Source organism: Streptomyces sp. NPDC005017 (assembly GCF_042873115.1).
Lineage (GTDB): Bacteria > Actinomycetota > Actinomycetes > Streptomycetales > Streptomycetaceae > Streptomyces.
Window position 1 is genome coordinate 205809 of the sequence record NZ_JBIALD010000004.1, and the last position, 26098, is coordinate 231906.

General features: G+C 73.2%; 24 protein-coding genes. 11 read left to right on the forward strand and 13 right to left on the reverse strand.

Features of this window, described 5'->3' with window-relative positions; all coding sequences use genetic code 11:
* Positions 1 to 24 precede the first annotated feature (24 nt).
* Genes ACFYR0_RS08120 through ACFYR0_RS08130 form a run of 3 tightly spaced genes read left to right on the forward strand, consistent with a single transcriptional unit; the run spans position 25 to position 2095 of the window.
* On the forward strand, positions 25 to 729 hold the full coding sequence (locus ACFYR0_RS08120) for a glycosyltransferase family 2 protein (RefSeq protein ID WP_389323136.1): 705 nt from the start codon (positions 25 to 27) through the stop codon (positions 727 to 729).
* Positions 726 to 1343: a DUF2064 domain-containing protein gene (locus ACFYR0_RS08125; protein ID WP_389323138.1), complete on the forward strand. Its 618-nt coding sequence runs from the start codon at positions 726 to 728 to the stop codon at positions 1341 to 1343. The genes ACFYR0_RS08120 and ACFYR0_RS08125 overlap by 4 nt, the downstream gene beginning before the upstream one ends.
* Positions 1340 to 2095, forward strand: a complete 756-nt coding sequence (locus tag ACFYR0_RS08130; protein WP_389323140.1) for a class I SAM-dependent methyltransferase — start codon at positions 1340 to 1342, stop codon at positions 2093 to 2095. The genes ACFYR0_RS08125 and ACFYR0_RS08130 overlap by 4 nt, the downstream gene beginning before the upstream one ends.
* A 313-nt stretch (positions 2096 to 2408) precedes the next feature.
* On the opposite strand, the gene ACFYR0_RS08135 is transcribed toward ACFYR0_RS08130, so the two are convergent.
* Entirely contained in the window at positions 2409 to 3695 is a 1287-nt protein-coding gene (locus ACFYR0_RS08135) for a molybdopterin-dependent oxidoreductase (protein ID WP_389323142.1), read from the reverse strand.
* A gap of 380 nt (positions 3696 to 4075) precedes the next feature.
* Here ACFYR0_RS08135 and ACFYR0_RS08140 point away from each other — a divergent pair, with 380 nt between their 5' ends.
* Positions 4076 to 5419, forward strand: coding sequence for a hypothetical protein (locus tag ACFYR0_RS08140; RefSeq protein WP_389323144.1), 1344 nt, complete (start codon positions 4076 to 4078; stop codon positions 5417 to 5419).
* Positions 5420 to 5956: 537 nt separating this feature from the next.
* Positions 5957 to 7132 (forward strand): magnesium and cobalt transport protein CorA, encoded by a 1176-nt coding sequence (locus ACFYR0_RS08145; protein WP_389323146.1) that lies wholly within the window; start codon positions 5957 to 5959, stop codon positions 7130 to 7132.
* A 105-nt stretch (positions 7133 to 7237) separates the two neighbouring features.
* Here ACFYR0_RS08145 and ACFYR0_RS08150 read toward each other — a convergent pair whose 3' ends face one another.
* Positions 7238 to 7801 carry an NAD(P)H-dependent oxidoreductase gene (locus ACFYR0_RS08150; protein WP_389323148.1) on the reverse strand — a complete coding sequence of 188 codons (564 nt, stop codon included), beginning with the start codon at positions 7799 to 7801 and terminating at the stop codon, positions 7238 to 7240.
* A 192-nt stretch (positions 7802 to 7993) separates the two neighbouring features.
* On the opposite strand from ACFYR0_RS08150, the gene ACFYR0_RS08155 reads away from it, so the two are divergent.
* Both ACFYR0_RS08155 and ACFYR0_RS08160 read left to right on the forward strand, forming a co-directional pair.
* Positions 7994 to 8677 (forward strand): TetR/AcrR family transcriptional regulator, encoded by a 684-nt coding sequence (locus ACFYR0_RS08155; RefSeq protein WP_389323150.1) that lies wholly within the window; start codon positions 7994 to 7996, stop codon positions 8675 to 8677.
* 110 nt (positions 8678 to 8787) lie between these two features.
* The gene (locus tag ACFYR0_RS08160; RefSeq protein ID WP_389323152.1) at positions 8788 to 9825 is read left to right on the forward strand and encodes a LacI family DNA-binding transcriptional regulator; all 1038 of its coding nucleotides are present in this window, start codon (positions 8788 to 8790) and stop codon (positions 9823 to 9825) included.
* Between the two features lie 47 nt (positions 9826 to 9872).
* On the opposite strand, the gene trxA is transcribed toward ACFYR0_RS08160, so the two are convergent.
* Positions 9873 to 10256, reverse strand: coding sequence for a thioredoxin (trxA, locus tag ACFYR0_RS08165; protein WP_389323154.1), 384 nt, complete (start codon positions 10254 to 10256; stop codon positions 9873 to 9875).
* 141 nt (positions 10257 to 10397) lie between these two features.
* Here trxA and ACFYR0_RS08170 point away from each other — a divergent pair, with 141 nt between their 5' ends.
* On the forward strand, positions 10398 to 11831 hold the full coding sequence (locus ACFYR0_RS08170; RefSeq protein WP_389323157.1) for a dihydrolipoyl dehydrogenase family protein: 1434 nt from the start codon (positions 10398 to 10400) through the stop codon (positions 11829 to 11831).
* A 258-nt stretch (positions 11832 to 12089) separates the two neighbouring features.
* On the opposite strand, the gene ACFYR0_RS08175 is transcribed toward ACFYR0_RS08170, so the two are convergent.
* Positions 12090 to 12734 carry a peptide deformylase gene (locus tag ACFYR0_RS08175; RefSeq protein ID WP_389323160.1) on the reverse strand — a complete coding sequence of 215 codons (645 nt, stop codon included), beginning with the start codon at positions 12732 to 12734 and terminating at the stop codon, positions 12090 to 12092.
* Between the two features lie 179 nt (positions 12735 to 12913).
* On the opposite strand from ACFYR0_RS08175, the gene ACFYR0_RS08180 reads away from it, so the two are divergent.
* Positions 12914 to 14338, forward strand: coding sequence for a PepSY-associated TM helix domain-containing protein (locus ACFYR0_RS08180; RefSeq protein ID WP_389323163.1), 1425 nt, complete (start codon positions 12914 to 12916; stop codon positions 14336 to 14338).
* A gap of 109 nt (positions 14339 to 14447) precedes the next feature.
* Here the strand turns inward: ACFYR0_RS08180 and ACFYR0_RS08185 are convergent, their stop codons facing one another.
* Both ACFYR0_RS08185 and ACFYR0_RS08190 read right to left on the reverse strand, forming a co-directional pair.
* Positions 14448 to 14903 carry a MarR family transcriptional regulator gene (locus tag ACFYR0_RS08185; protein WP_389323166.1) on the reverse strand — a complete coding sequence of 152 codons (456 nt, stop codon included), beginning with the start codon at positions 14901 to 14903 and terminating at the stop codon, positions 14448 to 14450.
* Positions 14900 to 15397, reverse strand: a complete 498-nt coding sequence (locus ACFYR0_RS08190) for a MarR family winged helix-turn-helix transcriptional regulator (protein WP_389323168.1) — start codon at positions 15395 to 15397, stop codon at positions 14900 to 14902. Before ACFYR0_RS08190 ends, ACFYR0_RS08185 begins: the two co-directional genes overlap by 4 nt.
* Before the next feature lie 113 nt (positions 15398 to 15510).
* Between ACFYR0_RS08190 and ACFYR0_RS08195 the strand changes: the two genes are divergently transcribed.
* Entirely contained in the window at positions 15511 to 16476 is a 966-nt protein-coding gene (locus ACFYR0_RS08195; protein WP_389323171.1) for a pirin family protein, read from the forward strand.
* Positions 16477 to 16535: 59 nt separating this feature from the next.
* Here ACFYR0_RS08195 and ACFYR0_RS08200 read toward each other — a convergent pair whose 3' ends face one another.
* The 7 genes from ACFYR0_RS08200 to mftR all read right to left on the reverse strand — a co-directional run bounded on the left by ACFYR0_RS08200 (position 16536) and on the right by mftR (position 25016).
* Entirely contained in the window at positions 16536 to 17540 is a 1005-nt protein-coding gene (locus ACFYR0_RS08200; RefSeq protein ID WP_389323174.1) for a sugar phosphate isomerase/epimerase family protein, read from the reverse strand.
* Positions 17537 to 18772, reverse strand: coding sequence for a Gfo/Idh/MocA family protein (locus ACFYR0_RS08205; protein WP_389323177.1), 1236 nt, complete (start codon positions 18770 to 18772; stop codon positions 17537 to 17539). Before ACFYR0_RS08205 ends, ACFYR0_RS08200 begins: the two co-directional genes overlap by 4 nt.
* Positions 18773 to 18867: 95 nt before the next feature.
* Positions 18868 to 19914: a substrate-binding domain-containing protein gene (locus ACFYR0_RS08210; RefSeq protein ID WP_389323180.1), complete on the reverse strand. Its 1047-nt coding sequence runs from the start codon at positions 19912 to 19914 to the stop codon at positions 18868 to 18870.
* A 24-nt stretch (positions 19915 to 19938) separates the two neighbouring features.
* The gene (locus ACFYR0_RS08215) at positions 19939 to 20949 is read right to left on the reverse strand and encodes an ABC transporter permease (protein ID WP_389323183.1); all 1011 of its coding nucleotides are present in this window, start codon (positions 20947 to 20949) and stop codon (positions 19939 to 19941) included.
* Positions 20946 to 22502 (reverse strand): sugar ABC transporter ATP-binding protein, encoded by a 1557-nt coding sequence (locus tag ACFYR0_RS08220; RefSeq protein WP_389323187.1) that lies wholly within the window; start codon positions 22500 to 22502, stop codon positions 20946 to 20948. Before ACFYR0_RS08220 ends, ACFYR0_RS08215 begins: the two co-directional genes overlap by 4 nt.
* 459 nt (positions 22503 to 22961) lie before the next feature.
* A complete protein-coding gene (locus ACFYR0_RS08225) occupies positions 22962 to 24131 on the reverse strand; it encodes an ROK family protein (protein WP_389323190.1) in 1170 nt (389 codons plus the stop codon).
* Between the two features lie 246 nt (positions 24132 to 24377).
* The gene (gene mftR / locus ACFYR0_RS08230; RefSeq protein ID WP_389323193.1) at positions 24378 to 25016 is read right to left on the reverse strand and encodes a mycofactocin system transcriptional regulator; all 639 of its coding nucleotides are present in this window, start codon (positions 25014 to 25016) and stop codon (positions 24378 to 24380) included.
* Positions 25017 to 25131: 115 nt separating this feature from the next.
* Between mftR and mftE the strand changes: the two genes are divergently transcribed.
* Positions 25132 to 25932, forward strand: coding sequence for a mycofactocin biosynthesis peptidyl-dipeptidase MftE (gene mftE, locus ACFYR0_RS08235; protein ID WP_389323196.1), 801 nt, complete (start codon positions 25132 to 25134; stop codon positions 25930 to 25932).
* Positions 25933 to 26098 lie beyond the last annotated feature (166 nt).

A 26098-nucleotide genomic window follows, 5' to 3' on the forward strand; every position in this document is an offset into this window, starting at 1 on the left:
GGTGCGGATTCGTAGGGTGACAGCGTGACGACCCCTTCAACGGACGTCGACGTGGTGCTGCCCTGCCTGGACGAGGCCGAGGCCCTGCCCTGGGTCCTCGCGCGGATTCCGGCCGGCTGGCGCGCCCTGGTCGTCGACAACGGCTCCACCGACGGCTCCCCGGAGATCGCCCGCGCCCTCGGCGCCACCGTCGTGCGCGAACCACGCCGGGGCTTCGGCGCGGCCTGCCACGCCGGACTGACCGCGGCCACCGCCGACGTCGTCTGCTTCTGCGACTGCGACGCCTCCCTCGACCCGGCGCTCCTCGTGCCGTTCGTCGACGAGGTCCGCGCCGGGGAGGCGGACCTCGTCCTCGGACGCCGCCGCCCGAGCACCCGGGGAGCCTGGCCCGCACACGCCCGCGCCGGGAACCTCGCCCTCGCCCGGCTGCTGCGCCGCCGGACCGGACTGCGCCTGCGCGACCTCGGCCCGCTGCGCGCCGCCCGTCGCGAGCCACTGCTCTCCCTCGGCCTCTCCGACCGGCGCAGCGGCTATCCGCTCCAGATGGTGGTGCGGGCCGCCGACGCCGGATGGCGGGTCACCGAGCACGACGTGCCGTATCTGCCGCGCGCGGGCGCCTCCAAGGTGACCGGCACCTGGCGGGGCACCTGGCAGGCCGTCCGGGACATGCGCCGTGTCCTGGCCGAGCCCGGCGTCGCGTCCGGCGCGGACGGGAGGCCCGTACGGTGACCACGCTCCTCGTCATCGCCAAGGAACCGCGACCCGGCCGGGTCAAGACCCGCCTCACCCCGCCGTTCACCCCCGAGCAGGCCGCGCGGCTCGCCGAGGCGGCCCTCGCCGACACGCTGCAGGCCGTGGCGGCGACCCCCGCGGCCCGGCGCGTGCTCGTGCTCGACGGCACTCCCGGCCGCTGGCTCCCGCCCGGCTTCGACGTCGTACCGCAGTGCGCGGGCACCCTGGACGAGCGGCTCGCGGACGCCTTCGCGCACTGCACGGGCCCCGCCCTGCTGATCGGCATGGACACCCCGCAGGTGACGCCGGCCCTGCTCGCCGGAGGCCTGGACGGGCACGACGCCTGCTTCGGCCCCGCCGAGGACGGCGGCTTCTGGGCGCTGGGCCTCGCCGAACCCGATCCCGCGCTGCTGCGTGGCGTGCCCATGTCGACGCCGCAGACCGGAGCCGTCCAGCGGGAGCGGCTCGGCGCTGCCGGGCTGCGGGTGCGCGAACTGCCCCGGCTGCGGGACGTCGACACCGCGGCCGACGCCCACGCGGTCGCCGCCCTCGCCCCGCACGGCCGGTTCGCCGCCCGGCTGGCCCGCTGCGCCACGGCGGACCACCGGTGACCACGACCGCACCCGCCTGGGCGGCCGCCGACCCCTACGCCGGGGCCCTGCGCACCGGCCGGGGCCCGCTGTTCCTGCGCCGCGCCGACGGCTGGCTGCTGCCGCTGGAGGTGGAGCGCTGGTGCGCCCGCGCCGACGCGGCCGACCGTACGGCACTCGACCGCTGCGAGGGCGCGGTCCTCGACGTGGGCTGCGGGCCCGGACGGCTGGTGGCCGAACTCGCCGCCCGCGGCGGGACCGTGCTCGGCGTGGACGTCAGCCCGGCCGCCGTCGACCGCACCACACGGCTCGGCGGACCGGCCCTGTGCCGCTCGGTCTTCGACCGGCTGCCCGGCGAGGGCCGTTGGGGCACCCTGCTGCTGATGGACGGCAACATCGGCATCGGCGGCGACCCGCGCACCCTGCTGGAACGGGCCGCCCGGCTGCTGCGCCCCGGCGGGCTGCTCATCGCCGAGACCGACCCTTCGGACGTGGACGAGCGCGCCCAGGTGCAGGTCGTCGACCTGGTCGGCGCCCGGAGCGCGCCCGGCGCCGCGTTCCCCTGGGCCCGGCTCGGCACCCCCGCCCTGCTGCGGCACGCCCGCGCGGCCGGCTGGCGGGACGCCGGTCAGTGGGCCGTCGGCGACCGCCGCTTCGTCGCCCTGCGCAGCCGCAGCGCCAGCAGCAGCGCCGAGCCGCCGAAGAGGACCGCCGTGATCAGCAGCCAGCGCGCCAGGAAGCCGTCCGGGGACAGCCCCGTGACCGACCGGTAGCGCTCGTCCACCCGCCCGCCGATCAGCGGGAACCAGACGAGCAGCAGCAGGGCCGACAGGGCGGCGGGCACCCGCACATGGTTCACCCACGCCCGCCGGTCCACCGCCTCCGCCCCCCTCACGAGGGCCCGGTCGCAGGCGCCGTAGAGCGGCACCAGCACCAGGTCGTGCAGGAGGGCGACGCCCACGAACCACAGCGCGACGCTCCACGGGTCGCGGTCGAGCAGCCGGACACCGGCGTAGCCGGCCAGTGCGAACGAGCAGGCCAAAAGGAGGAGTTGGAACGGGCTGCCGAGCGGGATCCGGGTGCGCATCACAGGTCTCCGAACGTCATCCGGGCCACCCACTTGGTGTTGAGCACCCCGGGCGCGGCGGGCACGATCACCCGCGCCGGGTGGCCGTGGTCGGGGGAGAGGGGCTCGCCGTTGACGAACAGGGCGAGCAGGGAACGCTCGTCGGCGACCTGGTTCGCCCGCAGGGCCGCCCGGCGGAACGCGCCGCGCCGCTGGAGCGACTCCACGAGAACGTCGGGCGGATCGTCCGGGTGGCCGACCAGGGCCGCCAGGTCCCGCAGCCGCACCCCGCGCCACCACTGGTCCGAGGTCGACCAGCCCTCCACACAGGCGATCGGCAACGCGGCGCTGTACAGGGGGAGTCCGAGCAGTTCCGCGCGGCTGAGCCGGACCGTGCCGGTCCGGCCGGTGACCACCAGGCGCCACGCCTCCTCGCTCGTCTCCCGGGGCGAGACGCCCGCGTGGGCGGCGGTCTTGTTGATCTGGAAGCCGTTCGGGCCGCTGCCGGGCTCCGCCCCGCCGTGCGGTGCGAGCAGCGCGGTGCGCCGCAGCACACCGTCGAAGTTCTGCCCCACCGTGGTGAGGAACAGCAGCAGTGACCCGCCCCCGACGAACCACAGCGCGCCGCGCCGTGACACGGTCGGCTCGGCGGGCCGTGGCGGCACCAGGCCGTCCGCGTCCGTCGGCTCCTCCCGGACCACGTCCCCGCCCGGCCCCTTCCGCCCCGCGCGCTCCTCCAGCATCAGCCGTGCGTTCCGTACGGCGACGGGGAGTCTGAGCACCACGTGCACGGCGAAACCGGCGAAGAACACCCACGCCCCGTAGAAGTGCAGGCGGTAGAAGGAGCCGGGGAAGACATAGTCGAGCTGGATGTTGAGCACGCCGGTGACGAACTCGAAGAGCGCACCACCGACGAGGAGCAGCAGGGAGACCCGTTCCAGCGCGTGGGCCACGGACCGGGCGGGCGGCAGCGCGAACAGCTTCGGCACCACGGACCACAGCTTGGCCAGCAGCACCGGGATCAGCGTGATGCCGAGGGTGACGTGCACGCCCTGGTTCAGCCGGTACAGCCAGTAGGGGTTCGTCGGCCAGGGGAACAGATAGAAGCCGAGGAGGCCCTTGTCGGGCGTCTTGTCGTTCACCGGGGACAGATCCGGGTTGTAGGCGGCGTAGGACACCAGCCCGGTCAGGAACAGCACGGTGATGCCGACGAGCAGGACGAGGCCGAGGGCCGAGGTGAGAGCGGTCCCACGCAGCGGGCTGCGCCAGAAGCCGGGCGAGGTGGGGAGCCGGTGTGCGTCGCGCATGGCACGACGGTAGGCCCGCACCGGGCACCGGACGGGTGCGCGACCCGTGACGAAACGCTGACGTCGGGCGGGGTGACGCCCGTGCGGCGCTCCGCGCGGCCGGGACGGAACGCTGGCGTCCGGCAGGGGTGACGGCCGGGCGTCGCCCGCGCGGTCGGTGATGACACGCTGGCGTCCGGCAGGGCGGCGCCCCGTGCGGCCGGGAAGAAGCGCCGGCGTCCGGCACGGGTGACGGCAGGGCGGCGCTCCGCGCGGCCGGGACGGAACGCTGACGTCCGGCAGGGGTGACGGCCGGGCGTCGCCCGCGCGACCCGTGACGAAACGCTGACGTCCGGTACCGCCGGCGTGTTCGTGGCGCCCGCGCGGCCTAGCGTGCCGCTGTGAGCCGATCCCTCCGCCGTGATCTGTACGCCGTCCTGGCCGCCGCGCTGCTCGTGACCGTGGCCGTGCTCGTCGGGCGGCACATCCAGCACACCCGGCACACCCTGTTCGTCGGCTGGCCCCCGCTGCTGGCCACCTGGGAGCCGCACCTCGGCCCCGGCACCCCGGCCGCCCTGCTGGTCGGGGCCGCCGTGGTGGCGTACGGCCCGGCCGTCGCGGCCCGCCCGCGCTGGGGGCGGCTGCTCGCCGCGGTCTGGGCCGCGGGCACGGCCTGGACCGTCTCCCTCGCCCTCGTCGACGGCTGGCACAAGGGCATCGCGGAGCAGCTCACCACCCGTAGCGAGTACCTCCGCTCGGTCCACCGCTTCCCGGACATCCCCGCCGCCCTGCGGGACTTCACCGCGCACATCCTCATCGACGCCCCCGACAACTGGCCCGCCCATGTCGCCGGACACCCGCCCGGGGCCACCCTCAGCTTCGTGCTGCTCGACCGGATCGGGCTGGGCGGGGGCGGCTGGGCCGGGACCGTGTGCATCGTCCTCGGCGCGACCGCCGCTCCGGCCGTCCTCGTCGCCGTCCGTGCCCTGGCGACCGAGGAGCTCGCCCGGCGCGCGGCTCCGTTCCTGGTGCTCGCCCCGGCCGCCGTGTGGATGGGCACCTCGGCCGACGCCTACTTCGCCGCCGTCGCCGCGTGGTCCGTGGCCCTGCTGGCCCTCGCGGTCACCGGCCGCTCCCTCGCCCCGGCGGCCGCCTCCGGACTGCTGTTCGGCCTGACCTGCTATCTCTCCTACGGTCTGACCCTCATCGCCCTCGTCGGCGCCGCCGTACTGCTGTTGTGCCGTGCCCGCGTCCGCGAACGGCCTCTGGCGCTGTGCACGCTGTTCCTCGGTGGCCTGGCCGTCGTCCCGGCGGCCTTCACGCTCGCGGGCTTCGACTGGTGGGAGGCCTACCGGCTGCTGGTCACCCGCTACCACCAGGGCGCCGGAGGCGTCCGGCCGTACGGCTACTGGGTGTGGGCGAACCTCGCCTGTACGGTCCTCGTCACCGGCCCGGCCACCGTCGCCGGACTGCGGCGGACCGGCGCGCTGCTGCTCCGCGGGGGCGGCGGGAAAGCGGGCGGGTGTGGAGCGGCGAGGCTGGCGCTGCTCGTCGTCGCCGCGCTGCTCGCCCTGCTGGTCGCCGACCTCTCCGGCATGAGCAAGGCGGAGACGGAACGCATCTGGCTCCCCTTCGCGCTGTGGCTGCTCCCGTGCTGTGCGTTCCTGCCGCACCCGCGCGCCTGGCTCACCGCGCAGGCGCTGCTGGCGCTGCTGCTCAACCATCTGCTGCGCACGGGCTGGTGAGACGTACCAGGACCGTGACCCGGCCCCGCGTGCACCGCGGACGGCCGACCGCCATGGACCAGCGGAGGGCCGCCGACGCGGCGGCACGGTCGTCGTCGCGGCGCCCCCGGCCCCCGCGCGGCAACCGGACCGGGCACCGGACAGCCTGTTCACCGAACCCGCGTCCGACTTCGACGCGCTGCGCGCCGCGCCCGCCCGCGCCGATCGCCGGCCCCCGGCCACCCCGGCCTGGTCCTCGGCTACTCCGCCACGCCGCCCGGCGTCATCGCCGAGGGGATGGCCCTACTGGGCCGCGCCCTGCGTGAACTCTCCGGCGGGCCCGCTGAGCGGCACGGCGACGGGCCGCTGTGCGGGCGGTGACGCGGTACCGGTCCGGGGCGGCGGCGCGGATGCGACCGGATCGCGCGCGATCCCGGCCCCGGGGCTAGCCTGAAGCACAGGGACAAGGCGCATACGCGCCCGTATCGGCGCGCCCTGGTGCCACGTCGCCCTCTCCCCGTCGCCGGCACAGCTTCTGTCCCACTGGAGGTAGCGGCCATGGCCGACTGGCGCGGACGTGCGGTACGAGCGGGCAAGCGGCCCTTCACCCGGCCGGCCGCCGCACCCGTCGGCGACGAGGAAGAGGCGCCCGAGCACACCATGGACCCGCGCGCCGACGACGAGGAGCAGGACGAGGCCTCGGTGTCCCTGGCGCACAGCGTCGTCGACGCCGCCCTCTACCGCAACGGACACCGCATCCCCGCGCCGTCCTCGCTCGCGGAGATCTACGCGAAGCTGCCCGGCGAGCCCGGCACGATGGCCTGGATCGGCCTCTTCCGGCCCGCGGCGAGCCAGCTGCTGGCCGCCGCCGAACAGTTCGACCTGCACGAGCTGGCCGTCGAGGACGCCATCGTCGCCCACCAGCGGCCCAAGCTGGAGCGCTACGGCACCACCCTGTTCGTCGTCCTGCGCGCCGCGCGCTACCTCGACGAGGCGGAGGAGGTCGACTTCGGCGAGATACACCTCTTCATCGGCCCCGACTTCGTGCTGACCGTCCGCCATTCCCAGGCCCCCGACCTCGGCGCGGTGCGGGCCCGCCTGGAGAAGGACCCCCAGCTGCTCGCCCTCGGCCCCGAGGCGGTGCTCTACGCCGTGCTGGACGCGGTGGTCGACGGCTACGCGCCCGTCATCGGCGGTCTCCAGAACGACATCGACGAGATCGAGACCGAGGTCTTCGGCGGCGACCCCAAGGTGTCCCGGCGCATCTACGAACTCTCCCGTGAGGTGATCGAGTTCCAGCGCGCCGCACGTCCGCTGCTCGGCATCATGCGGGATCTGGAGGCCGGTTTCGAGAAGTACGGCACCGACGAGGAGCTCCAGCGCTATCTGCGGGACGTCGCCGACCACGCCACCACGGCCGCCGAGCGGGTGGACGGCTTCCGGCAGATGCTGGTGAACATCCTCACCGTCAACGCCACCCTGGTCTCCCAGGCGCAGAACGAGGAGATGAAGCTGCTGGCCGAGGCGAGCCACGCGCAGAACAACGAGCTCAAGAAGATCTCCGCCTGGGCCGCCATCCTCTTCGCCCCGACCCTGATCGGCACGGTCTACGGCATGAACTTCGACCATATGCCCGAGCTGCACTGGGTCATCGGCTACCCCTTCGCCCTCGCCCTGATGGCCCTGGTCTGTGTCAGCCTGTACCTCGTCTTCAAACGACGCGACTGGCTGTGACCGCCCGCCGCGGCCGTCCGACCGCACTGCGGCCGGGGCCTCTCGGCACATGCGGAAGGGGCCGCGGTCCGAAGACCGCGGCCCCTTCCCGGGCTGTGGCGCCGCTCAGGCCGCAGCCGGCTCGCCCGCGTGGCCGTGCACACGCGCGAGGACCTCGGTGAGCTGCTCGACGACCTCGGCGTCCTCGGACGGGTGGGTCTCGGCGAAACGGGTCACGGAGCCGGGGATGGACAGCTTGACGTCGTCCAGGACCTTGGCACCGGCGATGCCCACGGCCTTGCGGGCCTCGTCCTGCGCCCACACGCCGCCGTACTGGCCGAAGGCGGTGCCGACCACGGCGACCGGCTTGCCCGACAGGGCGCCGGCGCCGTACGGGCGGGACAGCCAGTCGATGGCGTTCTTCAGTACGGCCGGGATGGTGCCGTTGTACTCGGGGGAGAACAGCAGGAGGGCGTCGGCGGAGCCGGCGGCCTCGCGCAGCGACTGGGCGGCGGCCGGGACGGAGCCCTCGACGTCGATGTCCTCGTTGTAGAAGGGGATCTCGGCCAGACCCTCGAAGAGGTCGACCTGCGCGCCCTCGGGAGCGTGCTTCACGGCCGCCTCGGCGAGCTGGCGGTTGTGCGAACCGGCGCGAAGGCTGCCGACGAGCGCGAGGATGCGGACAGACATGACTACTCCTGATGGCTGAAAGCTATGCCGCTTTTATGGGGTCCGAGCTGGATCCCAGGGATCCGGACCGGGGTCCGTTGAAAGTTGTATCACTAGAACCGGACCGTGGTCCAGTTGGCCCGTCCAGGGAATCCGGACTGCGGTCCACTTCTGTGTACCAGGTAACCGGACCGGGGTCCAGTTCCATTCCCGATGGTTTACGCTGTCTTCATGTCCGCCGACCTCCCCCTCCTTCCGCCGCCTTCACCGCAGCCGGACACGGGTGTCGAACTGATCCAGCTCGGAGCACCCGAGGACGGGCCCTGCCTGCGTGCCGACGCCGCGCGCAACCGTGCCCGCCTGCTGGACGCGGCCGCCCGGCTGATCGCCGAGCACGGCGCGGCAGGCGTCACCATGGAAGCAGTGGCGACGGCGGCACAGGTGGGCAAGGGGACGGTTTTCCGCCGCTTCGGCGACCGCACCGGACTGCTCACGGCACTGCTCGACCACTCCGAGCGCCGGTTCCAGGCCGCGTTCATCAGCGGCCCGCCCCCGCTCGGCCCCGGCGCCCCGCCGGTGGAGCGGCTGCGCGCCTTCGGCGTCGCCGTACTGCGGCGCACGGTGGAGCAGTTGGACCTCATGCTCGCGGCCGAGCCCAGCAGCGACCGCCGCTTCGCCGCGGCGCCCGGGCGCGCGCTGCACGCCCATGTCGCGATGCTGCTGCGCCGCCAACTGCCCGAGGCGGACGGCGAACTCCTCGCCCACACCCTGATGGGCTACCTCAACCCCGTCCTGATCCACCACCTGACCAGGCAGTGCGAGATGCCCATGGAGCGCCTGGAGGCGGGATGGGCCGACCTCGTCGCACGGGTGACCGGCACCGAGGCCCCGCACTGAGGCCGCCGCCGGACTCCAACTGCCGTCTACGCGCGGCACGTTCGTAGAAGCCTCAAGGACCAGGTCCCGCGCGGAGCCCCGTACCCCGGCTCTGCCAAGATGCCTGTGTCATGGTGCAGATACCGAAGCAGTCCACGCCCTCGTCGCCCGCACAGCCCGCCGTGCCCACGAGTGCCGACGTGGCCCGTCTGGCCGGAGTCTCGCGCGCGACCGTCTCCTACGTCCTGAACAACACCAGCGCCGTCCGCATCAGCGAACCCACCCGCCGAAGAGTGCACGAGGCCGCGAAGGAACTCGGCTACGTCCCGCACGCCGCCGCCCGCAGCCTGCGCGCCGGCCACAGCCGCACCGTCCTGATGCCCGCCCCGACCATCCCCGTCGGCCCGCTCCACAGCCAGTTCCTCAACGACCTCCAGTGGGCCCTCGGCCGCCTGGACTACACCGTCGTGCAGTACGGCACCGCCGGCCTCTCCGGTGACGACGCCGCCCGCGCCTGGGCGGAGCTGCGCCCCGTCGCCGTCCTCGTACCCGGGCCCGGCGGTCTCGGCCCCAAGGGCGTGGCCGTCCTCAAGCGCTCCGGCGCGCGAGCCGTCGTCACCATCGGCCCGGCCTCGGTCGACGGCGCGCACGCGTTACTCATGGACCACGAGGGCGTCGGCCGCGCGGCCACCGCCCATCTCCTCGAACGCGGCCGCCGCCGCATCGGTGTCGTCGTCCCCGCCGAACCCGGCCTCGACGAATTCTCCGTGCCCCGCCTCGCCGGCGCCCGCCGCGCCCTGCACGGCACCACCGCCACCCTGCGCGAACTGCCCCTCGCCTACGAGGAGGAAGCCGCCGCCCGGCTCGCCGCCCGCTGGCACCACCTCGGCCTCGACGCCGTCTTCGCCTACAACGACGAATACGCGATGCTGCTCATGCGCGCCCTCCAGGACGAAGGCATCGCCATCCCGCACGACACCGCCGTCATCGGCGCCGACGACCTCATGCTCGGACGGCTGCTGCGCCCACGGCTGAGCACCGTCCACATCGAACTGCCCTCAGGCCGCCACCTGGCCGAACTCGTCGACCGCGCCGTACGCGACCCGGGCGCCGCCCCCGAGACCCACCGCGTGCTCGGCGCCACGGTCGTACACCGCGACTCCAGCTGAGCCGGGCCCCGACCCCGGGGCCCGGCGTCCGCAAGCGGCACCCCGGATCACTCGCCCTGGGCCCCGGCCGCCTGCTGCGCGGCCACCGCCTTGCGCACCTCGTCCATGTCCAGCTTGCGCGCCTGCCCGATCACATCCGTCAGCGCGGGCTCCGGCAGCGCGCCCGGCTGCGCGAACACGGCCACCTGGTCGCGCACGATCATCAGCGTCGGGATCGACTGGATGCCGAACGCCGCCGCCAGCTCCGGCTGCGCCTCGGTGTCGACCTTGCCGAACATCAGGTCGGGATTGTCCTTCGCCGCCTTCTCGTACACCGGCGCGAACATCCGGCACGGGCCGCACCACGACGCCCAGAAGTCGATGAGAACGAAGTCGTTCTCCTTCACCATCTGGTCGAAGTTCTCCTTGGTGAGCTCCACAGTGCTGCTCATGGCGTTGATCCCTCTTCCTGCTGTCGGGGTGAGCCGTCCGCACCAACGCCAGGGGAGGCGGGGGTATTCCGTGCGTGCACGGTCACGTACCGCGCGCGTACCCGTGTGGCCGCGCCGCACACCACCCGCAAGACTGACCCCATGACGGAATCGGATTCCCATGCTTACGACGTCGTGGTGCTCGGAGCCGGGCCCGTGGGGGAGAACGTCGCCGACCGCACCCGTGCGGCCGGCCTGTCCACCGCGGTCGTGGAGAGCGAACTCGTCGGCGGTGAGTGCTCCTACTGGGCCTGTATGCCGAGCAAGGCCCTGCTGCGCCCGGTCATCGCCCAGGCCGACGCTCGCCGCCTCCCCGGCCTGAGCGAGTCGGTGCGGGGCCCGCTCGGCGCACCCGAGGTGCTCGCCCGCCGCGACCACTTCACCTCCGACTGGAAGGACGACGGCCAGGTCCGCTGGATCGAGGGGATCGGCGCCGACCTCCACCGGGGCCACGGCCGCCTGGCCGGCCCCCGCGCGGTGGAGGTCACCGCCCCGGACGGCACCCGCCGCACCCTCACCGCCCGGCACGCCGTCGCCGTGTGCACCGGCACCCGCGCCCAGCTCCCCGACCTGCCAGGCCTCGCCGACGTACGCCCCTGGACCAGTCGCGAGGCGACCAGCGCCAAGGCGGCGCCGGGCCGGCTCGTCGTCGTGGGCGGCGGTGTCGTGGCGACCGAGATGGCGACCGCCTGGCAGGCCCTCGGCTGCCGGGTCACCCTCCTCGTCCGCGGCAAGGGCCTGCTCAACCGGATGGAGCCCTTCGCCGGCGAGCTGGTCGCCGAGGGCCTGAAGGAGGCCGGCGTCGAGGTCCGTACGGGCACCTCCGTGACGTCGGTGACCCGCCGGGACGGCACGGTGACCGTCACCACCGACACCGGTGAGCACCTGGAGGCCGACGAGATCCTCTTCGCCACCGGCCGGGTCCCGCACACCGAGGACATCGGCCTGGACACGGTCGGCCTGGAACCCGGCTCCTGGCTGTCCGTCGACGACAGCCTGCGGGTCACCGGCACGGACTGGCTGTACGCCGTCGGCGACGTCAACCACCGCGCTCTCCTCACCCACCAGGGCAAGTACCAGGCCCGTATCGCGGGCGCCGTCATCGCGGCCCGCGCGCAGGGCGTGCCCATGCTGGAGTCGGACCCCTGGGGCGCCCACGCCGCCACCGCCGACCACCACGCCGTGCCGCAGGTCGTCTTCGCCGACCCGGAGGCCGCGGCCGTCGGCCTGTCCCTGGCCGAGGCGGAACGGGCCGGCCACCGCGTGCGGGCCGTCGACGTCGAGTTCTCCTCCGTCGCGGGCGCGGGTCTGTACGGCGAGGGCTACCGCGGCCGCGCCCGCATGGTCGTCGACCTCGACGACCACATCCTGCGCGGCGTGACCTTCGTCGGCCCCGGCGTCGGCGAACTCATCCACTCCGCCACCGTCGCCGTAGCGGGCCAGGTCCCCATCGAACGCCTCTGGCACGCGGTCCCCTCCTACCCCACCCTCAGCGAGATCTGGCTACGCCTCCTGGAAACAAACCGAGACACCTGACCCACACCCCCGGCCCCTTGAAGGGGCCGGGCCGCCCACCCCCCATCCACCACGGCAGAGGCCGACCGCCCCAAAGGGACACGGAGAACGGCGCGACCAGCCGCACTCACCCGGCATCCGGAGCCCCCGGCTGCCGGGCCTCATCCACCGCCGCAGAGGGCAACCCCCAAGGGGCGCGGGGAACTGCGCGAGCGACCACACTCAACCCGCACTCACCAACCCCGGCCCCCCACAACTCCCGCCAACCCCGCAGACGCGTCACGGCAACTCGAACCCCAACTCCCGAGCCGCGACAACCGGCGTAGCCGCACCCCACCGCTCCGCCATCGCCCGCGCGGACGCCAACGACCGCAACTCCGCACGGTCGAGATACAGCGTCCCGTCGAGATGATCCGTCTCGTGCTGGACGATCCGCGCGGGCCACCCCGTGAACACCTCGTCCAACGCCCGCCCGTCCTCGTCCGCACCGGTCAGCCGGACCATCACCGGCCGCGCCACCACCGCCTGCCAGCCCGGCACACTCAGACAGCCCTCGTAGAACGCCGCACGCGCGGAACCGACCGCCTCGTACGAGGGGTTCACCAGCACCCGGAACGGCTGCGGCACCCGCCCCCGGGCCAGCCGCACCTCCTCCGGCACGGTCGCCGGGTCCTCCATCACGGCGATCCGCAGCGGCACACCCACCTGAGGCGCCGCGAGCCCCACCCCCGGCGCCGCCCGCATGGCCACCCGCATCGCCGCGACGAGCCGCCCCAGCAACGCCGGGCCCAACTGCCCGTCGTACGGCTCGACGCCCTGCCGGAGCACCGGTTCGCCCGCCGGGACGATGGTCAACGGACCGTCCTGTGAGAGGAGTTGTTCGACCTGCTCGGCAAGAGGTGCGCCTGCGGCGGGAGTTGTCATCCGGCCAGCATGTCACGCCCGGTCAGACGCCTGACACCCGAACCTGACACCTGTCACCTCCCGCGCCGGCCCTGTGGTGCAGGTCACCTCGCACGCAGGGAACTCACCCCTCCGTTCTCCCGACCCCTGGACCGGAACGGCCGACGGAACCGTTCACCCAGCCACGGAGAGACCCACCGATGACCACCGCTCCCTCGCCCGCCGTGGACGAGGCCCCACCGCGCGCCAACCCGCCCGCCCAGCCGCGCGGTTGGGCGACCCTGCGTCCCCTGACGCTGCGCCTGCACTTCTACGCCGGCCTGCTCGTCGCACCCTTCCTGCTCGTCTCCGCCCTGACCGGCTTCCTCTACGCCGCCTCGTTCGAGGCAGAGAAGATCCTCTACGCCGACCGGACGACCGTCTCCGTGGGCGACACCAGACTGCCCCTCGCCCGGCAGGTGGCCGCCGCCCTCGAGGCGCATCCCGAGGGCGCCGTCGCCGCCGTACGGCCCTCGCCGCAGGACGACGCCAGTACACGGGTGCTGCTGTCCGGGGTCCCGGGTGTGGACGAGGAGCACAAGCTCGCCGTGTTCGTCGACCCGTACACCGGCGAGGTGCGCGGGTCCCTGGAGCAGTACGGCTCCACCGGCGCGCTGCCGCTGCGCACCTGGATCGACGTACTCCACCGCGATCTGTTCCTCGGCGAGAACGGCCGCCTGTACAGCGAGCTCTCGGCGAGCTGGCTGTGGGTCGTGGCGGGCGCCGGGCTCGTGCTGTGGTTCTCGCGGACCCGGGCCCGGCGCCGGCTGCGCGGCACGACCGGCCGCCGCCGCGCGCTGGGCCTGCACGGCACCCTCGGCGCCTGGGCCGCGGTCGGCTTCCTGTTCCTCTCCGCGACCGGCCTGACCTGGTCCGCCCACGCGGGCGCAAGCATCGACGAACTGCGCACGGCCGTGGGCCACTCCACGCCCTCGCTCTCCGCCGCGGCCAGCGGGGACCACGCCGGGCACGGGGGCGGGGCCGGGCAGGGCGGGGACACGGCGGGCGGCACCGGCGTCGACGTCGGCCTCGACCGGGTCCTCGCCGCCGCCCGGGCCGAGGGCCTCGGCGACCCGGTGGAGATCGTCCCGCCGGCCGACGCGTCCTCGGCGTACGTCGTCAAGCAGATCCAGCGCACCTGGCCCGTGAAGCAGGACTCGGTCGCCGTCGACCCGGCGAACGGGCGGGTGATCGACGTCCTGCGCTTCGACGACTATCCCTTCCTGGCCAAACTCACCCGCTGGGGCATCGACTTCCACACCGGCACGCTGTTCGGGCTCGCCAACCAGATCCTGCTGATGGGCCTCGCGCTCGTCCTGGCCGCGCTGATCGTGCTCGGCTACTGGATGTGGTGGAAGCGCGGCCGCGGCTCCGCCTTCGGCAGGCCCCTGCCGCGCGGGGCGTGGGCCCAGGTGCCGCCGCAGATCCTGGTGCCGCTGCTGGCCGTCGTCGCCGTCCTCGGCTACTTCCTACCGCTGTTCGGCATTCCGCTGGCCCTCTTCATAGCTGTGGACGTGACCCTGGGGGAGTTCGCGTACCGGCGGGGGAGGCGGCGCCACGGGATGGACACGGCCGCACGGGCGTGACAGCCGCGGCCGCCAGGACGAAGGGCCCGGCATCCGGGGGGATGCCGGGCCCTTCGGCGTGCCCGTCACGGCGTCGGCCCGTCACGGCGGGACCGCTTCGTCCGGGCGGCTACTTCGTGCCCGCCTTCAGGGCGGCCAGTTCCGCGTCGGCGCGCTCGGTGATCAGGGTCAGCACGCGGCCCGCGACGGCGAGGTCCCCGGCCGGTATCCCGGCGTAGATCCGTGCGGAGACCGGGGCGGTCTCCGCGGTCGTCGTGGCGTACAGCTCGCGCCCGGCGTCCGTCGCCAGGACGGCGGTGCCCTCCGCGGCGGCCAGGCCGCGCTCGACCAGCCCGTCGACGACGGCGAGGACCTCCGCCTCGGGGATCTTCAGGGACGCCGTCACCTGCCCGGCGAGGACGGCCCGTTCGACGGGCGCCTCGGCGGTGACGATCAGACGCAGCGTGATCTGCTGCTGGAAGGTGGCGCCGTGGCGGTCGAGGACGTGTTCGAGCACGGCCCGTCCGGCGTAGTGGGCGAGCCCGATGACGCGGGGGTCGACGGAGGGGGCTGCGGTGGTGGTCATGACTGCTCCTGCCTGTTCTCGTGGATCCCGGTCGGCCGGGGTGGATCGAGCGGTGCGTCGAGCAGGGCGGCGAGGTCGTGGCCGAGCCGCCGGGCGCGTTCGCCGTCCAGTCCGCCCAGCGGGGCGAGGAGTTGCTCCAGCAGGGCGTGCACGACCTCGACGGCGGCGCGGGTGGTCTCGTGCCCCTGTTCGGTGAGCGAGAGCCGGACCGCGCGCGGGTCGCGCGGGTCGCGTTCGCGCCGCACCAGCCCGGCGCTCTCCAGGGAGCGCGCCAGCTTGGACACGTACAGCGGTTCGAGTCCGGTGTGGTCGGCGAGCTGCCGCTGACTCGGCTGGTCACCGCCGCGGTGCATGCCGTACAGCGAGGCGACCAGCGAGTACTGGGCGTGGGTGAGTCCGAGCGGGGCCACCGCGCGGTCGACCGCGGTGCGCCACTTCATGGACAGCCGCCAGACCAGGAATCCGGGCGTCGCGCCCTCGGAACCGTTGCTCATACCGAATACAGTACATGGCTATTATATCCATGGCTACTATTTCTGGTCGAAGCCCCTCCGTCGCCCGGACGACTCACTGACGGAAGGGTCCCGGCGGGGCTAGGTTGTCCGGCATGAGCAATCTCGACCGCGAGGCGGTTCCCGCCGTGTGCGGTGGCCGCGGCTTCGTGGTGGCGGAACCCGTACGCGAACTCCTCAGCCCCCGCACCGTCAGGCTCGGCGAATCGTCCGAGGTCCGCAGGCTGCTGCCGAACCTGGGCCGCCGGATGGTCGGCGCCTGGTGCTTCGTCGACCACTACGGCCCCGACGACATCGCCGACGAGCCCGGTATGCAGGTGCCCCCGCACCCGCATATGGGCCTTCAGACCGTGAGCTGGCTGCACGAGGGCGAGGTGCTGCACCGCGACTCCACCGGCAGCCTCCAGACCATCCGCCCGCGCGAACTGGGCCTGATGACCTCCGGCCGGGCGATCAGCCACTCGGAGGAGAGCCCCCGCCCGCACGCCCGCCTCCTGCACGGCGCCCAGCTGTGGGTCGCCCTGCCCGACAGCCACCGGCACACCGACCCGCACTTCGAGCACCACGCCGAACTGCCCGTGGTGACCGCACCGGGCCTGCGCGCCACGCTCGTCCTCGGCTCCCTGGACGGGGCCGTCTCACCCGGCACGGCCTACACCCCGATCGTCGGCGCCGACCTCGCCCTCACCGGCGGCGCCGACGTCCGGCTGCCCCTCGACCCGGACTTCGAGTACGCCGTGCTGTCGATGTCCGGCGAGGCCCATGTCGACGGCGTCCCCGTCCTGCCCGGTTCCATGCTCTACCTCGGCTGCGGCCGCACCGAACTCCCCCTGCGCGCCGCCTCCGACGCCGGTCTGATGCTCCTCGGCGGTGAGCCGTTCGAGGAGGAGCTGATCATGTTCTGGAACTGGATCGGACGGTCCCAGGAGGAGATCGTCCAGGCGCGCGAGGACTGGATGGAAGGGACGAGGTTCGGCGAGGTGAAGGGGTACGACGGCGACCCCGTTCCGGCCCCCGCGCTGCCGGTGACGCCGCTGAAGCCGCGGGGGAGGACGCGCTGAGCCGCTGACGACACGGCGGCCGGGGGCCGTCGGGCGCCCCGTCCCGTCGGGCGGCCGGCTCAGCGGCCTCCCCCGAAGGCCGCGTCGAAGGAGGCCGACGGGGGAGAGAAGTCGTACTCCTTCAGCCGGGCCAGAGCCTCGGGCGCGCCGTGCAGGCGGTCCATTCCGGCGTCCTCCCACTCGACGGAGACCGGGCCGCCGTAGCCGATGGAGCGGAGCATGCGGAAGACGTCCTCCCAGCGGACGTCGCCGTGGCCGGCCGAGACGAAGTCCCAGCCGCGCCGGGGGTCTCCCCAGGGCAGGTGGGAGCCGAGGCGGCCACCGCGCCCGTCGAGGCGGGTGCGGGCCTCCTTGCAGTCGACGTGGTAGACGCGGTCGCGGAAGTCGTAGAGGAAGCCCGCCGGGTCGATGTCCTGCCAGACGAAATGCGAGGGGTCGAAGTTGAGGCCGAAGGCCGCGCGGTGGTCGACGGCGCGCAGTGCGCGGTCGGTGGTCCAGTAGTCGTAGGCGATCTCGCCGGGGTGGACCTCGTGGGCGAAGCGGACGCCCTCCGCGTCGAAGACGTCGAGGACGGGGTTCCAGCGGTCGGCGAAGTCCTGGTAGCCGCGCTCTACCATGGCCTCGGTGACGGGCGGGAACATGGCGACCAGATGCCAGATCGCCGAACCGGTGAACCCGATCACGGTGTTCACGCCGAACGCGGCGGCCGCGCGGGCGGTGTCCTCCATCCTGGTGGCGGCCCGCCGCCGTACGCCCTCGGGGTCGCCGTCGCCCCAGACCTCGGCCGGGAGGATCGCCCGGTGCCGCTCGTCGATGATCGCGTCGCAGACGGCCTGGCCCACCAGATGGTTGGAGACGGCCCAGCACTGAAGGCCGTACTTCTCCAGGAGCTGGCGCCGGGAGTCCAGATAGCCGGGGTCGGCGAGTGCCTTGTCGACCTCGAAGTGGTCGCCCCAGCAGGCGAGTTCCAGCCCGTCGAACCCGGCGTCGCGGGCGATCCGGCAGACCTCCTCCAGCGGCAGGTCCGCCCACTGGCCCGTGAACAGGGTGAAGCGATGGGTCATGACGTACGTCCTTCGCCGAGGCCGGAGGGGGAGACGAGGGTGTAGACGCTGTCCTTGGACGCGCTCTCCTGGACGGCGGCGAGCACGCGCTGCACCTGGAGGCCGTCGGCGAAGGACGGGGCGGGCGTGGCGGCGTCGGCGACGGCGTGCACGAGGTCGCGGGCCTGGTGGACGAAGGTGTGCTCGTAGCCGAGTCCATGGCCGGGCGGCCACCAGCCGGAGAGGTAGGGATGGTCGGGCTCGGTCACCAGGATCCGGCGGAAACCGGCCTCGGTGGCGGGCCCGGTGCCGTCGAAGAAGTGCAGTTCGTTCAGGTGCTCGAAGTCGAAGCAGAGGGAGCCGTGTTCGCCGTTGACCTCGAACCGCAGCGCGTTCTTGCGGCCGCCGGCGAAACGGGTGGCCTCGAAGGAGGCGAGGGTGCCGGACGGGAAGCGGCCGGTGAACACGGCGGCGTCGTCGACGGTGACCCGGCCGCGGCCGGGCCCCGCCGGAGTGCCCGTCGTGGCGTCGGCCGGCAGGGGGCGCTCGGCCACGAAGGTCTCGGTGACCGCGGTGACACCTGCCAGCGGCTCCCCGGCCAGGAACTGGGCGAGGTCGACGAGGTGCGAGCCCAGGTCCCCCAGCGCGCCCGACCCGGCCGCCTCCCGCCGCAGCCGCCAGGTCAGCGGGAACTCGGGGTCGACGAGCCAGTCCTGCAGGTAGGCCAGGCGGATGTGCCGGAGCGCACCGAGCCGGCCGGCCGCGATGACGGACCGGGCCAGTGAGACGGCGGGCGTACGGCGGTAGTTGAAGCCGACCATGGCGATCCGGCCCGGGTTGCGCGCCGCCGCGGCGACCATGGCCTCTGCCTCCTCGACCGTGTTGGCCAGCGGCTTCTCGCACAGGACGTGCTTGCCGGCGTCGAGCGCGGCGACGGCGATCTCCGCGTGGCTCTCGCCGGGGGTGCAGATGTCGACGAGGCCGATGTCCTCGCGTGCGATCAGCTTCCGCCAGTCGGTCTCGCAGGACGCCCAGCCCAGCCGGTCCGCGGCAGCCCGTACCGCCCGCCCGTCGCGCCCGCACACCGCGGTCAGCCGCGGCGCGAGCGGCAGGTCGAAGACCCGGCCCGCCGTGCGCCAGCCCTGTGAGTGCGCGGCGCCCATGAAGGCGTAGCCGACCATGCCGATGCCGAGATCCGGCTTGCGGACGGCGGTGGATCCCCTGCCCGGGGCTTCCTCGTGCGCTGTTTCCATGTACGCGTGTCCTCCTTGACGTGGCCGGGGCGGGCGCGCAACCGCGGGCCGGCCCCGGCCCTCGGCGTTGGTCGGGGCCGGCAGGCGGGAGCGGCTCAGTTGAACCCGGTCGCCATGTAGCGGTCGACGTTGGACTTGTCGACGGCCGCCGAGTAGAGGGTGACGGAGGTCGGGATCTCGGACTCCGCCATGCCGCCGATCCCCTTGCCCTGGCCGAGCGCCCGCGCCAGGTCGACCGCCGAGGCGGCCATGGTCGGCGGGTACAGGACGGTCGCCTTCAGGACGCTGTCGTCGGCCTTGATCGCCTGGAACGCGGAGAGCGCGCCCGCGCCGCCGACCATGAAGAAGTCGTCCCGCCCCGCCTGTTCGATGGCCCGCAGCGCGCCCACGCCCTGGTCGTCGTCGTGGTTCCACAGCGCGTCGAACTGCTTGTTGGCCTGGAGCAGGGCGGCCATCTTCGCCTGGCCGGTCTCGACGGTGAACTCGGCCGCCTGCCGGGCCACCTTCCTGATGTTCGGGTAGTTCTTCAGCGCGTCGTCGAAGCCCTGGGTGCGCTGCTTGGTCAGCTCCAGGGTGTCCATGCCCGCGAGTTCGACGACCCGCGCGTTCGGCTTGTCCTTGAGCTTCTCGCCGATGTAGTGCCCGGCGTTGAGGCCCATGCCGTAGTTGTCGCCGCCGATCCAGCAGCGGTACGCCTGCGGGGAGTTGAAGATCCGGTCCAGGTTGACGACGGGGATGCCGGAGCGTACGGCCTGGAGCCCGACCTGGGTGAGTGCCTTGCCGTCGGCCGGCAGGATCACCAGCACGTCGACCTTCTTGTTGATGAGTGTCTCGATCTGGCCGATCTGCACGGCCGTGTCGTTGGAGCCCTCGGTGATCTCCAGCGTGACGTCCTGGTACTTCTTCGCGCGCTCACGGGCGTTGACGTTGATGGCGTTGAGCCAGCCGTGGTCGGCCTGCGGGCCGGCGAAGCCTATGGTGACGTGCTTGCCGGGCCTGTCGTCGGCGACGGGCGCCTGTTCGGCCGAAGTGCCCTTCGAGCCGGTGTCGTTGGAGGTGCACGCCGTGAGCAGCGCGCCGGCCGACACGGCGGCCGAACCGAGGAGCAGCCTTCTGCGGATGGGGTCCACTTGCAGTGCCATGGTGGTGTCTCCTTGACTGGCGCGTCACTCGTGGGCGGAGCGGCGTTGGACGAGAACGGCGGCGACGATGATCGCGCCCTTGGCGATCTGCTGGGTCGCGCTCTGGAGGTTGTTGAGCGCGAAGATGTTGGTGATGGTGGTGAAGATCAGGACGCCGAGGACGGAGCCGGTGATGGTGCCCCGGCCGCCGCTGAGGAGGGTTCCGCCGATGATCGCGGCGGCGATGGCGTCGAGTTCGTAGAGGTTGCCGTTGGTGTTCTGACCGGAGCCGGCCAGCACGATCAGCAGGAACGCGGCGATGCCGCAGCACAGCCCGGACAGCAGGTACAGGTACAGCCGCTGGCGGCGGACGTCGATGCCGGCGAGCCGCGCGGCCTCCGGGTTGCCGCCGATGGCGACGGTGCGCCGGCCGAACGTCGTGCGGTTGAGCAGCAGCCAGCCGAGGACGACGACCACCGCGAACACGATGACCAGAGGCGGCACACCGAGGACGTACGCGTCCTTCTCGCCGAGGTCGAGGATGCCGGGGATCGTGACGATCTGCGTGCGCCCGTCGGTGATCTGGAGCGCGAGACCGCGGGCCGAGGCGAACATGGCGAGGGTGGCGATGAACGGGACCAGCCGGCCGTAGGCGATCAGCACCCCGTTCACCAGGCCGCAGCCCACACCCACCAGGAGCGCGGTGAACAGGACGCCGCCGAAGCCGAATTCCTGGGTCGCCACCGTCGTGGCCCACACCGAGGCGAGCGCCACGATCGCGCCGACCGACAGGTCGATGCCGCCGCTGATGATGACCAGCGTCATGCCGACCGTGACCACGCCGATCACCGACGCCTGGGTGAGCACCAGTTGGAGGTTGCTGAGGGCGAGGAACTCGTCCGGCTTGGTGGCACCGCCGACGAGCACCAGGATCGCCAGCACACCGAGCAGCGACAGGGTACGGACGTCCCACCGCAGGCCGGGCGCGAGGGCGCGCGGCGGCGGCGCGGCGGGCGCGGGCTTCTCGGCCGCGGGTACGGCCGCTGACTGCGTCATGATGCGTGGTTCCCTTCCAGTACGAGATCGAGTACGCGGTGTTCGTCCAGGTCGCCCGCGGGAGCGCGGTGGACGACATGGCCCTCGCGGAGCACCAGGACGCGGTCGGCGAGGCCGAGCACCTCGGGGATCTCGCTGGAGACCACGAGAACGGCGAGCCCGTCGTCGGCCAGTCGCCTGATCAGCGCGTAGAGCTCGACGCGGGCCCCGATGTCCACACCGCGGGTGGGCTCGTCCAGAAGCAGGACACGGCACCCCCGCAGCAGCCAGCGGGCCAGGACGGCCTTCTGCTGGTTGCCGCCGGAGAGGTTCCTGACCAGGGTCTCCGGACTGTCCGGCCGCAGGGCCAGGTCCCGGGTGGCCCGCCGGGCCGAGACGCGCTCCGCGGACCGGTCGATCCAGCCGAGCCGGGAGAAGCGGCCGAGCGTGGAGAGGGAGACATTGCGCGTGACCGGCTCCAGCATCAGCAGGGCCTGGGCCTTGCGCTCCTCGGGCGCCAGGCCGATACCCGCGCGCACCGCCGCCCGGACGTTCCCGGGCCGCACCTCCCGGCCGTCCACGAGCACCCGGCCCGACGTGGGCCGACGGGCCCCGTAGACCGTCTCCAGGATCTCGGACCGGCCGGACCCCACCAGTCCGGCCAGCCCGACGATCTCCCCGGCGCCGACTTCCAGGTCCAGCGGCTCGAACTCCCCCGTGCGGCCGAGCCCTTCCACCTTCAGCACGTGCGGCGCCCCGGAGTCGACCGGGCCGGCCGTGCGCGAGGAGGGGAAGACACGCTCCACGGAGCGGCCCGTCATCAGCGTGACGATGTCACGGGTGGGTGTGGACCGGGCCGGCAGCGCGTCGGCGACGGACCGGCCGTCCTTGAGGACGGTCACGCGGTCGCCGATGGTACGGATCTCCTCCAGCCGGTGGGAGATGTAGACGACCGCGACGCCGTCGCCCGTCAGGGTGCGCACGACACGGAAGAGGTTGCTCACCTCGTCCGGGTCCAGAGCGGCCGACGGCTCGTCCATCACGATCAGCCGGGCGTCGCGGGACAGCGCACGCGCCATGGAGACGATCTGCCGTTGCGCGGAGGAGAGTTCGGCGACGGGGACGGCCGGGTCGATCTCGTCGTGGCCGAGCCGGTGCAGCAGTGAGGCCGCGCGCCGGCGGGCCACCCCCGTGCGGACGAGGAATCCGGCGCGGGTCGGCTCGTGACCGAGGCCGACGTTCTCGGCCACGGAGAGGTGCTCGACGAGATCGAGCTCCTGGTAGATGGTCGCGACGCCGAGACGCATGGCGTCGATGGGGGACTTCAGCCGGGCGGGCCGCCCCTGCCAGACGATCTCTCCGCTGTCGGGCTGATGGGCGCCGGCCAGGACCTTGATGAGCGTGGACTTGCCCGCGCCGTTCTGGCCGAGGAGACAGTGCACCTCGCCCCCGACGACCGTCAGATCGACGCCGGACAGGGCGCGGACGCCGGGGAAGGACTTGGTGATCCCGGCCATCCTGAGCAGTGGGACGGGGGAGTCGGCTGTCGGAGTGTCAGGGGACGGTGACGGCATGGGTGGTCCCTCGGTTCCGTGGTGATACGGGGTCAAGGTGCGCACGAGGAGGGGTTGTTGAGGCGCGTGGGCGTGGATACGCGGCGCCGGGGGTCGTGAGGGACGCTGCCGGGTCGTGCCGTCATACGCCTCGCCTCCACCCTCTCGCCGACTGGATCCGGCCTTCGGTGCTTGCTGCGGTGGAAGCTAGCAGTGCCTTGTGGGTGAGGGAAGAACTTAGGTAGCAAGTATTCGCTACTTCTGATTTTTCTGAGACAAAGTCCTGTCGGGGGACCGATGTGACGGGGTGTCGGGGGTGGCGCGGAGTTGCGGTGGGGCGGCGGGGTGGCGGTGGGGGCGCGGTGCGGCGGGTGGCTCGCGTGCGTTCAAGTGCGCGTATCCGGGCATGAGTTGAGGCGCGCCGTCCCCGAACTGACGGGCAGCGCGCTGCAGGTGTGGCGCAGAGTGGAGCCGGGTGACCTACTCGCCCGCGACCGCGCGGTCGACCGCCGTGGGGCTGAGGACGTGCTCGATGACCATGACGGACGCGCCGATCACACCGGCCCGGTCGCCGAGTTGGCGGACGCGGACGGTCAGATGCTGTGTGGCGAGGGGCAGGGAACGGCTGTAGATGAGCTCGCGGACACCGGCCAGCAGGTGCTCACCGGCGTCGGAGAGGTCGCCGCCGATGACGATGGTGTCGGGGTTGAAGAAGTTCACCAGTGATGCCAGCACGTCTCCGATGTCCCGGCCGGCCTGGCGGATCATCTGGATGGCGGCGGGGTTGCCCGTCCGGACCAGGGCGACCACGTCCCGGCCGTCGGCCGTGTCCTCGCCCGCCGCGCGCAGTTGCCCGGCGAGCGCCGCGCCGCCCGCGACGGCCTCCAGGCAGCCGGTGTTGCCGCAGCGGCAGGCACGGTCGGGCGCCGTGGTGACCTGGATGTGGCCGATGTCGCCGGCGGCTCCCTGGGCGCCGCGGTGAAGGCGGTGCTCGGTGATGATGCCGCAGCCGATCCCGGTGCCGACCTTCACGAAGAGCTGGTGGGCGACCTCGGGACCGACCGCCCAGTGTTCGCCGAGGGCCATGATGTTGACGTCGTTGTCCACGAGCACCGGGGCCCCGAGCCGCGGTCCGAGCCATCCCGGTACGTCGAAGCCGTCCCAGCCGGGCATGATCGGCGGGTTGACCGGACGGCCCGTCGAGTGCTCGACCGGCCCGGGCAGGCCGATGCCGATGCCGCACACGTCGGCGAGCGTGTGCCCGGCCTCCGCCAGGAGGCTCTCGAACTCCGTGACCAGCCACTCCAGAACGCGTTCCGGGCCCTGGGTGATGGCCATGTCCTGGCCGCGTTCGGCCAGCACCCGGGTGGCCAGGTCGGTCACGGCGAGCCGGGCGTGCGTCGCGCCCAGATCGGCGGCGAGGACGACCCTCGCCCCGGCGTTGAAGGTGAAGGACACCGCTGGCCTTCCGCCCGAGGAGATGGCGTCGCCCGTCGGCACGATCCACCGATGGCCGAGGAGGGCGTCGAGCCGCTGGGTCACCGTGGACCGGGCGAGACCCGTGAGCTGCATCAGTTCCGTGCGGGTCCGCGCCTGTCCGTTGCGCAGGATCGCCAGAAGCGCGCCCGCGCCTGCCGCGTCGATGGTCAACTCCGCATCCCCTCGTGTCGTGACGCCGGTGTCACCGGGTAAAGCATAGCCAGGGCGGGACTTTTGTCCGACGGTAGACTTAAGTCGCTTCCTGTGTCACGAGCATGCGGGAGATTCGATGCGGAACGGCGGAAGTGGGATCCAGGATCATCGAAATCCGGCCTGGAGAGGGAACGCGGCCGCCGCGAGCACGTCCTCGGGCATCGGCCTGCGACGCCGCCCTCCACCGGCTCCGGGGCCGGACGTTCAAGGGCGACGGCCGTCGCCGGGGCCGGTGCGGAAGCCGGCGGCCACATGGCCCAGGGCCTCGTCCAGGAGCTGTTCCAGATCGGAGCCCTCCTCGCGCAGCCAGTGCCCGTACGCGGCGAGCGCGGCGCCCAGCGCGGTGTGGGCGACGACCTGGGGCATCAGCGCGTCGGCCGGCTGCCCCAGCCGCCGGGCGGCGAACTCGGCGACCACGGCACGCCAGGCGGCGTAACGCAGCGTGGAGTGCGCCTGGAGCTCCGGCACGGTGAGGATCAGCGCCATGCGCTGCCGGTGCCGGGAGACCTGGCCGGGCTCGAGACGGTTGAACGCCACGATCGCCCCGCGCAGCGCCTCCATGAGAGGGGTGGCGGACGGACAGGCGGCGAACCAGGCGCGCATACGGTCGAGTTCGCCGTCGAAGTCGCCCCACACCACGTCGTTCTTGGAGCCGTAGTACCGGAAGAACGTGCGCCGTCCGATTCCGGCCGCGGCCGCGATGTCCCCGACGGTGGTCCGCTCGAAGCCGCGCGCGGCGAACAGTTCCAGCGCGTGGTGCTCGAGTTCGGCGCGCGAGGTCGACGGCCTGCGCCCGATCCGCGGAGCGGGGCCGCCGGCGCGCACGGGTGGGGTGGGAGTCACGCCTCTTCCTTTCGGCACCGAGTGCCATTAGTTTGGCACACGCATCATTTCGGCACCGGATGTCACTGAATCCTCAGGTCACTGAATCTCCGGTCGGGAAGCGCGGGGAGGCCCGATGGGCGACGGCGGACGGTTCGAGCCGGTGGCCGAGCCCCCTCTGCGGCCCCCGGCCCAAGGCGACCTGCCGACACGACTGCCGACGGAACGCGACCTGGCGCGCACCGCCTGGCCGGACGTTCCCGTCGGCGCGCTGGTCCTGGTGCCCGTCGGGTCGACGGAACAGCACGGCCCGCATCTGCCGCTGCACACGGACAGCGCCGTCGCGGTCGCCGTGGCGGAGCGGGTGGCCGAGGCGCTCCCGGCCGGGCCGGGCGGTCCGCCCCGAGTCGCGCCGGTCCTGGCCTACGGTGCGAGCGGCGAACACGCCGGTTTCCCGGGCACGATCTCGATCGGGCACGAGGCGCTGCTCGCGGTGCTGGTGGAGACCGTGCGGTCGCTGTCGCTGTGGGCCGGCCGGGTGGTCTTCGTCAACGGCCACGGCGGCAACACCCGGACCCTCGCCGCCGCCGTCACCCGGATGCGCGCCGAAGGCCATGACGTCGCCTGGGCCGGCTGCGAGGTCCCGGGCGGTGACGCGCACGCCGGCCGCACCGAGACCTCGGTGATGCTGCACCTGGCACCCGAGCAGGTACGGATGGACGCCGCCGTCGTCGGCGACACCCGGCCGCTGGCCACCGTGCTGCCCGAACTCGTCGACCGCGGGGTGCTCGCGGTCTCGCCCACCGGGGTGCTCGGCGACCCGACCGGTGCCCACGCCGAGGAGGGCGCCCGGCTGGTGGCGGCGATGGTGGCCGGGGCGGTCCGCCGGATCGCCCACGACACGGTCGACCGGCACGGCCGCCTGATCGACCCGTAGCCCCGGGCCTGCGGCCGCGTGGTGGACTCGTAGCCTCGGGCCTGCGGCCGCCTGATCGATCCGCAGCCTCGGGCCTGCGGCCGCGTGGTGGACTCGTAGCCTCGGGCCTGCGGCCGCCTGATCGATCCGCAGCCTCGGGCCTGCGGCCGCGTGGTGGACTCGTAGC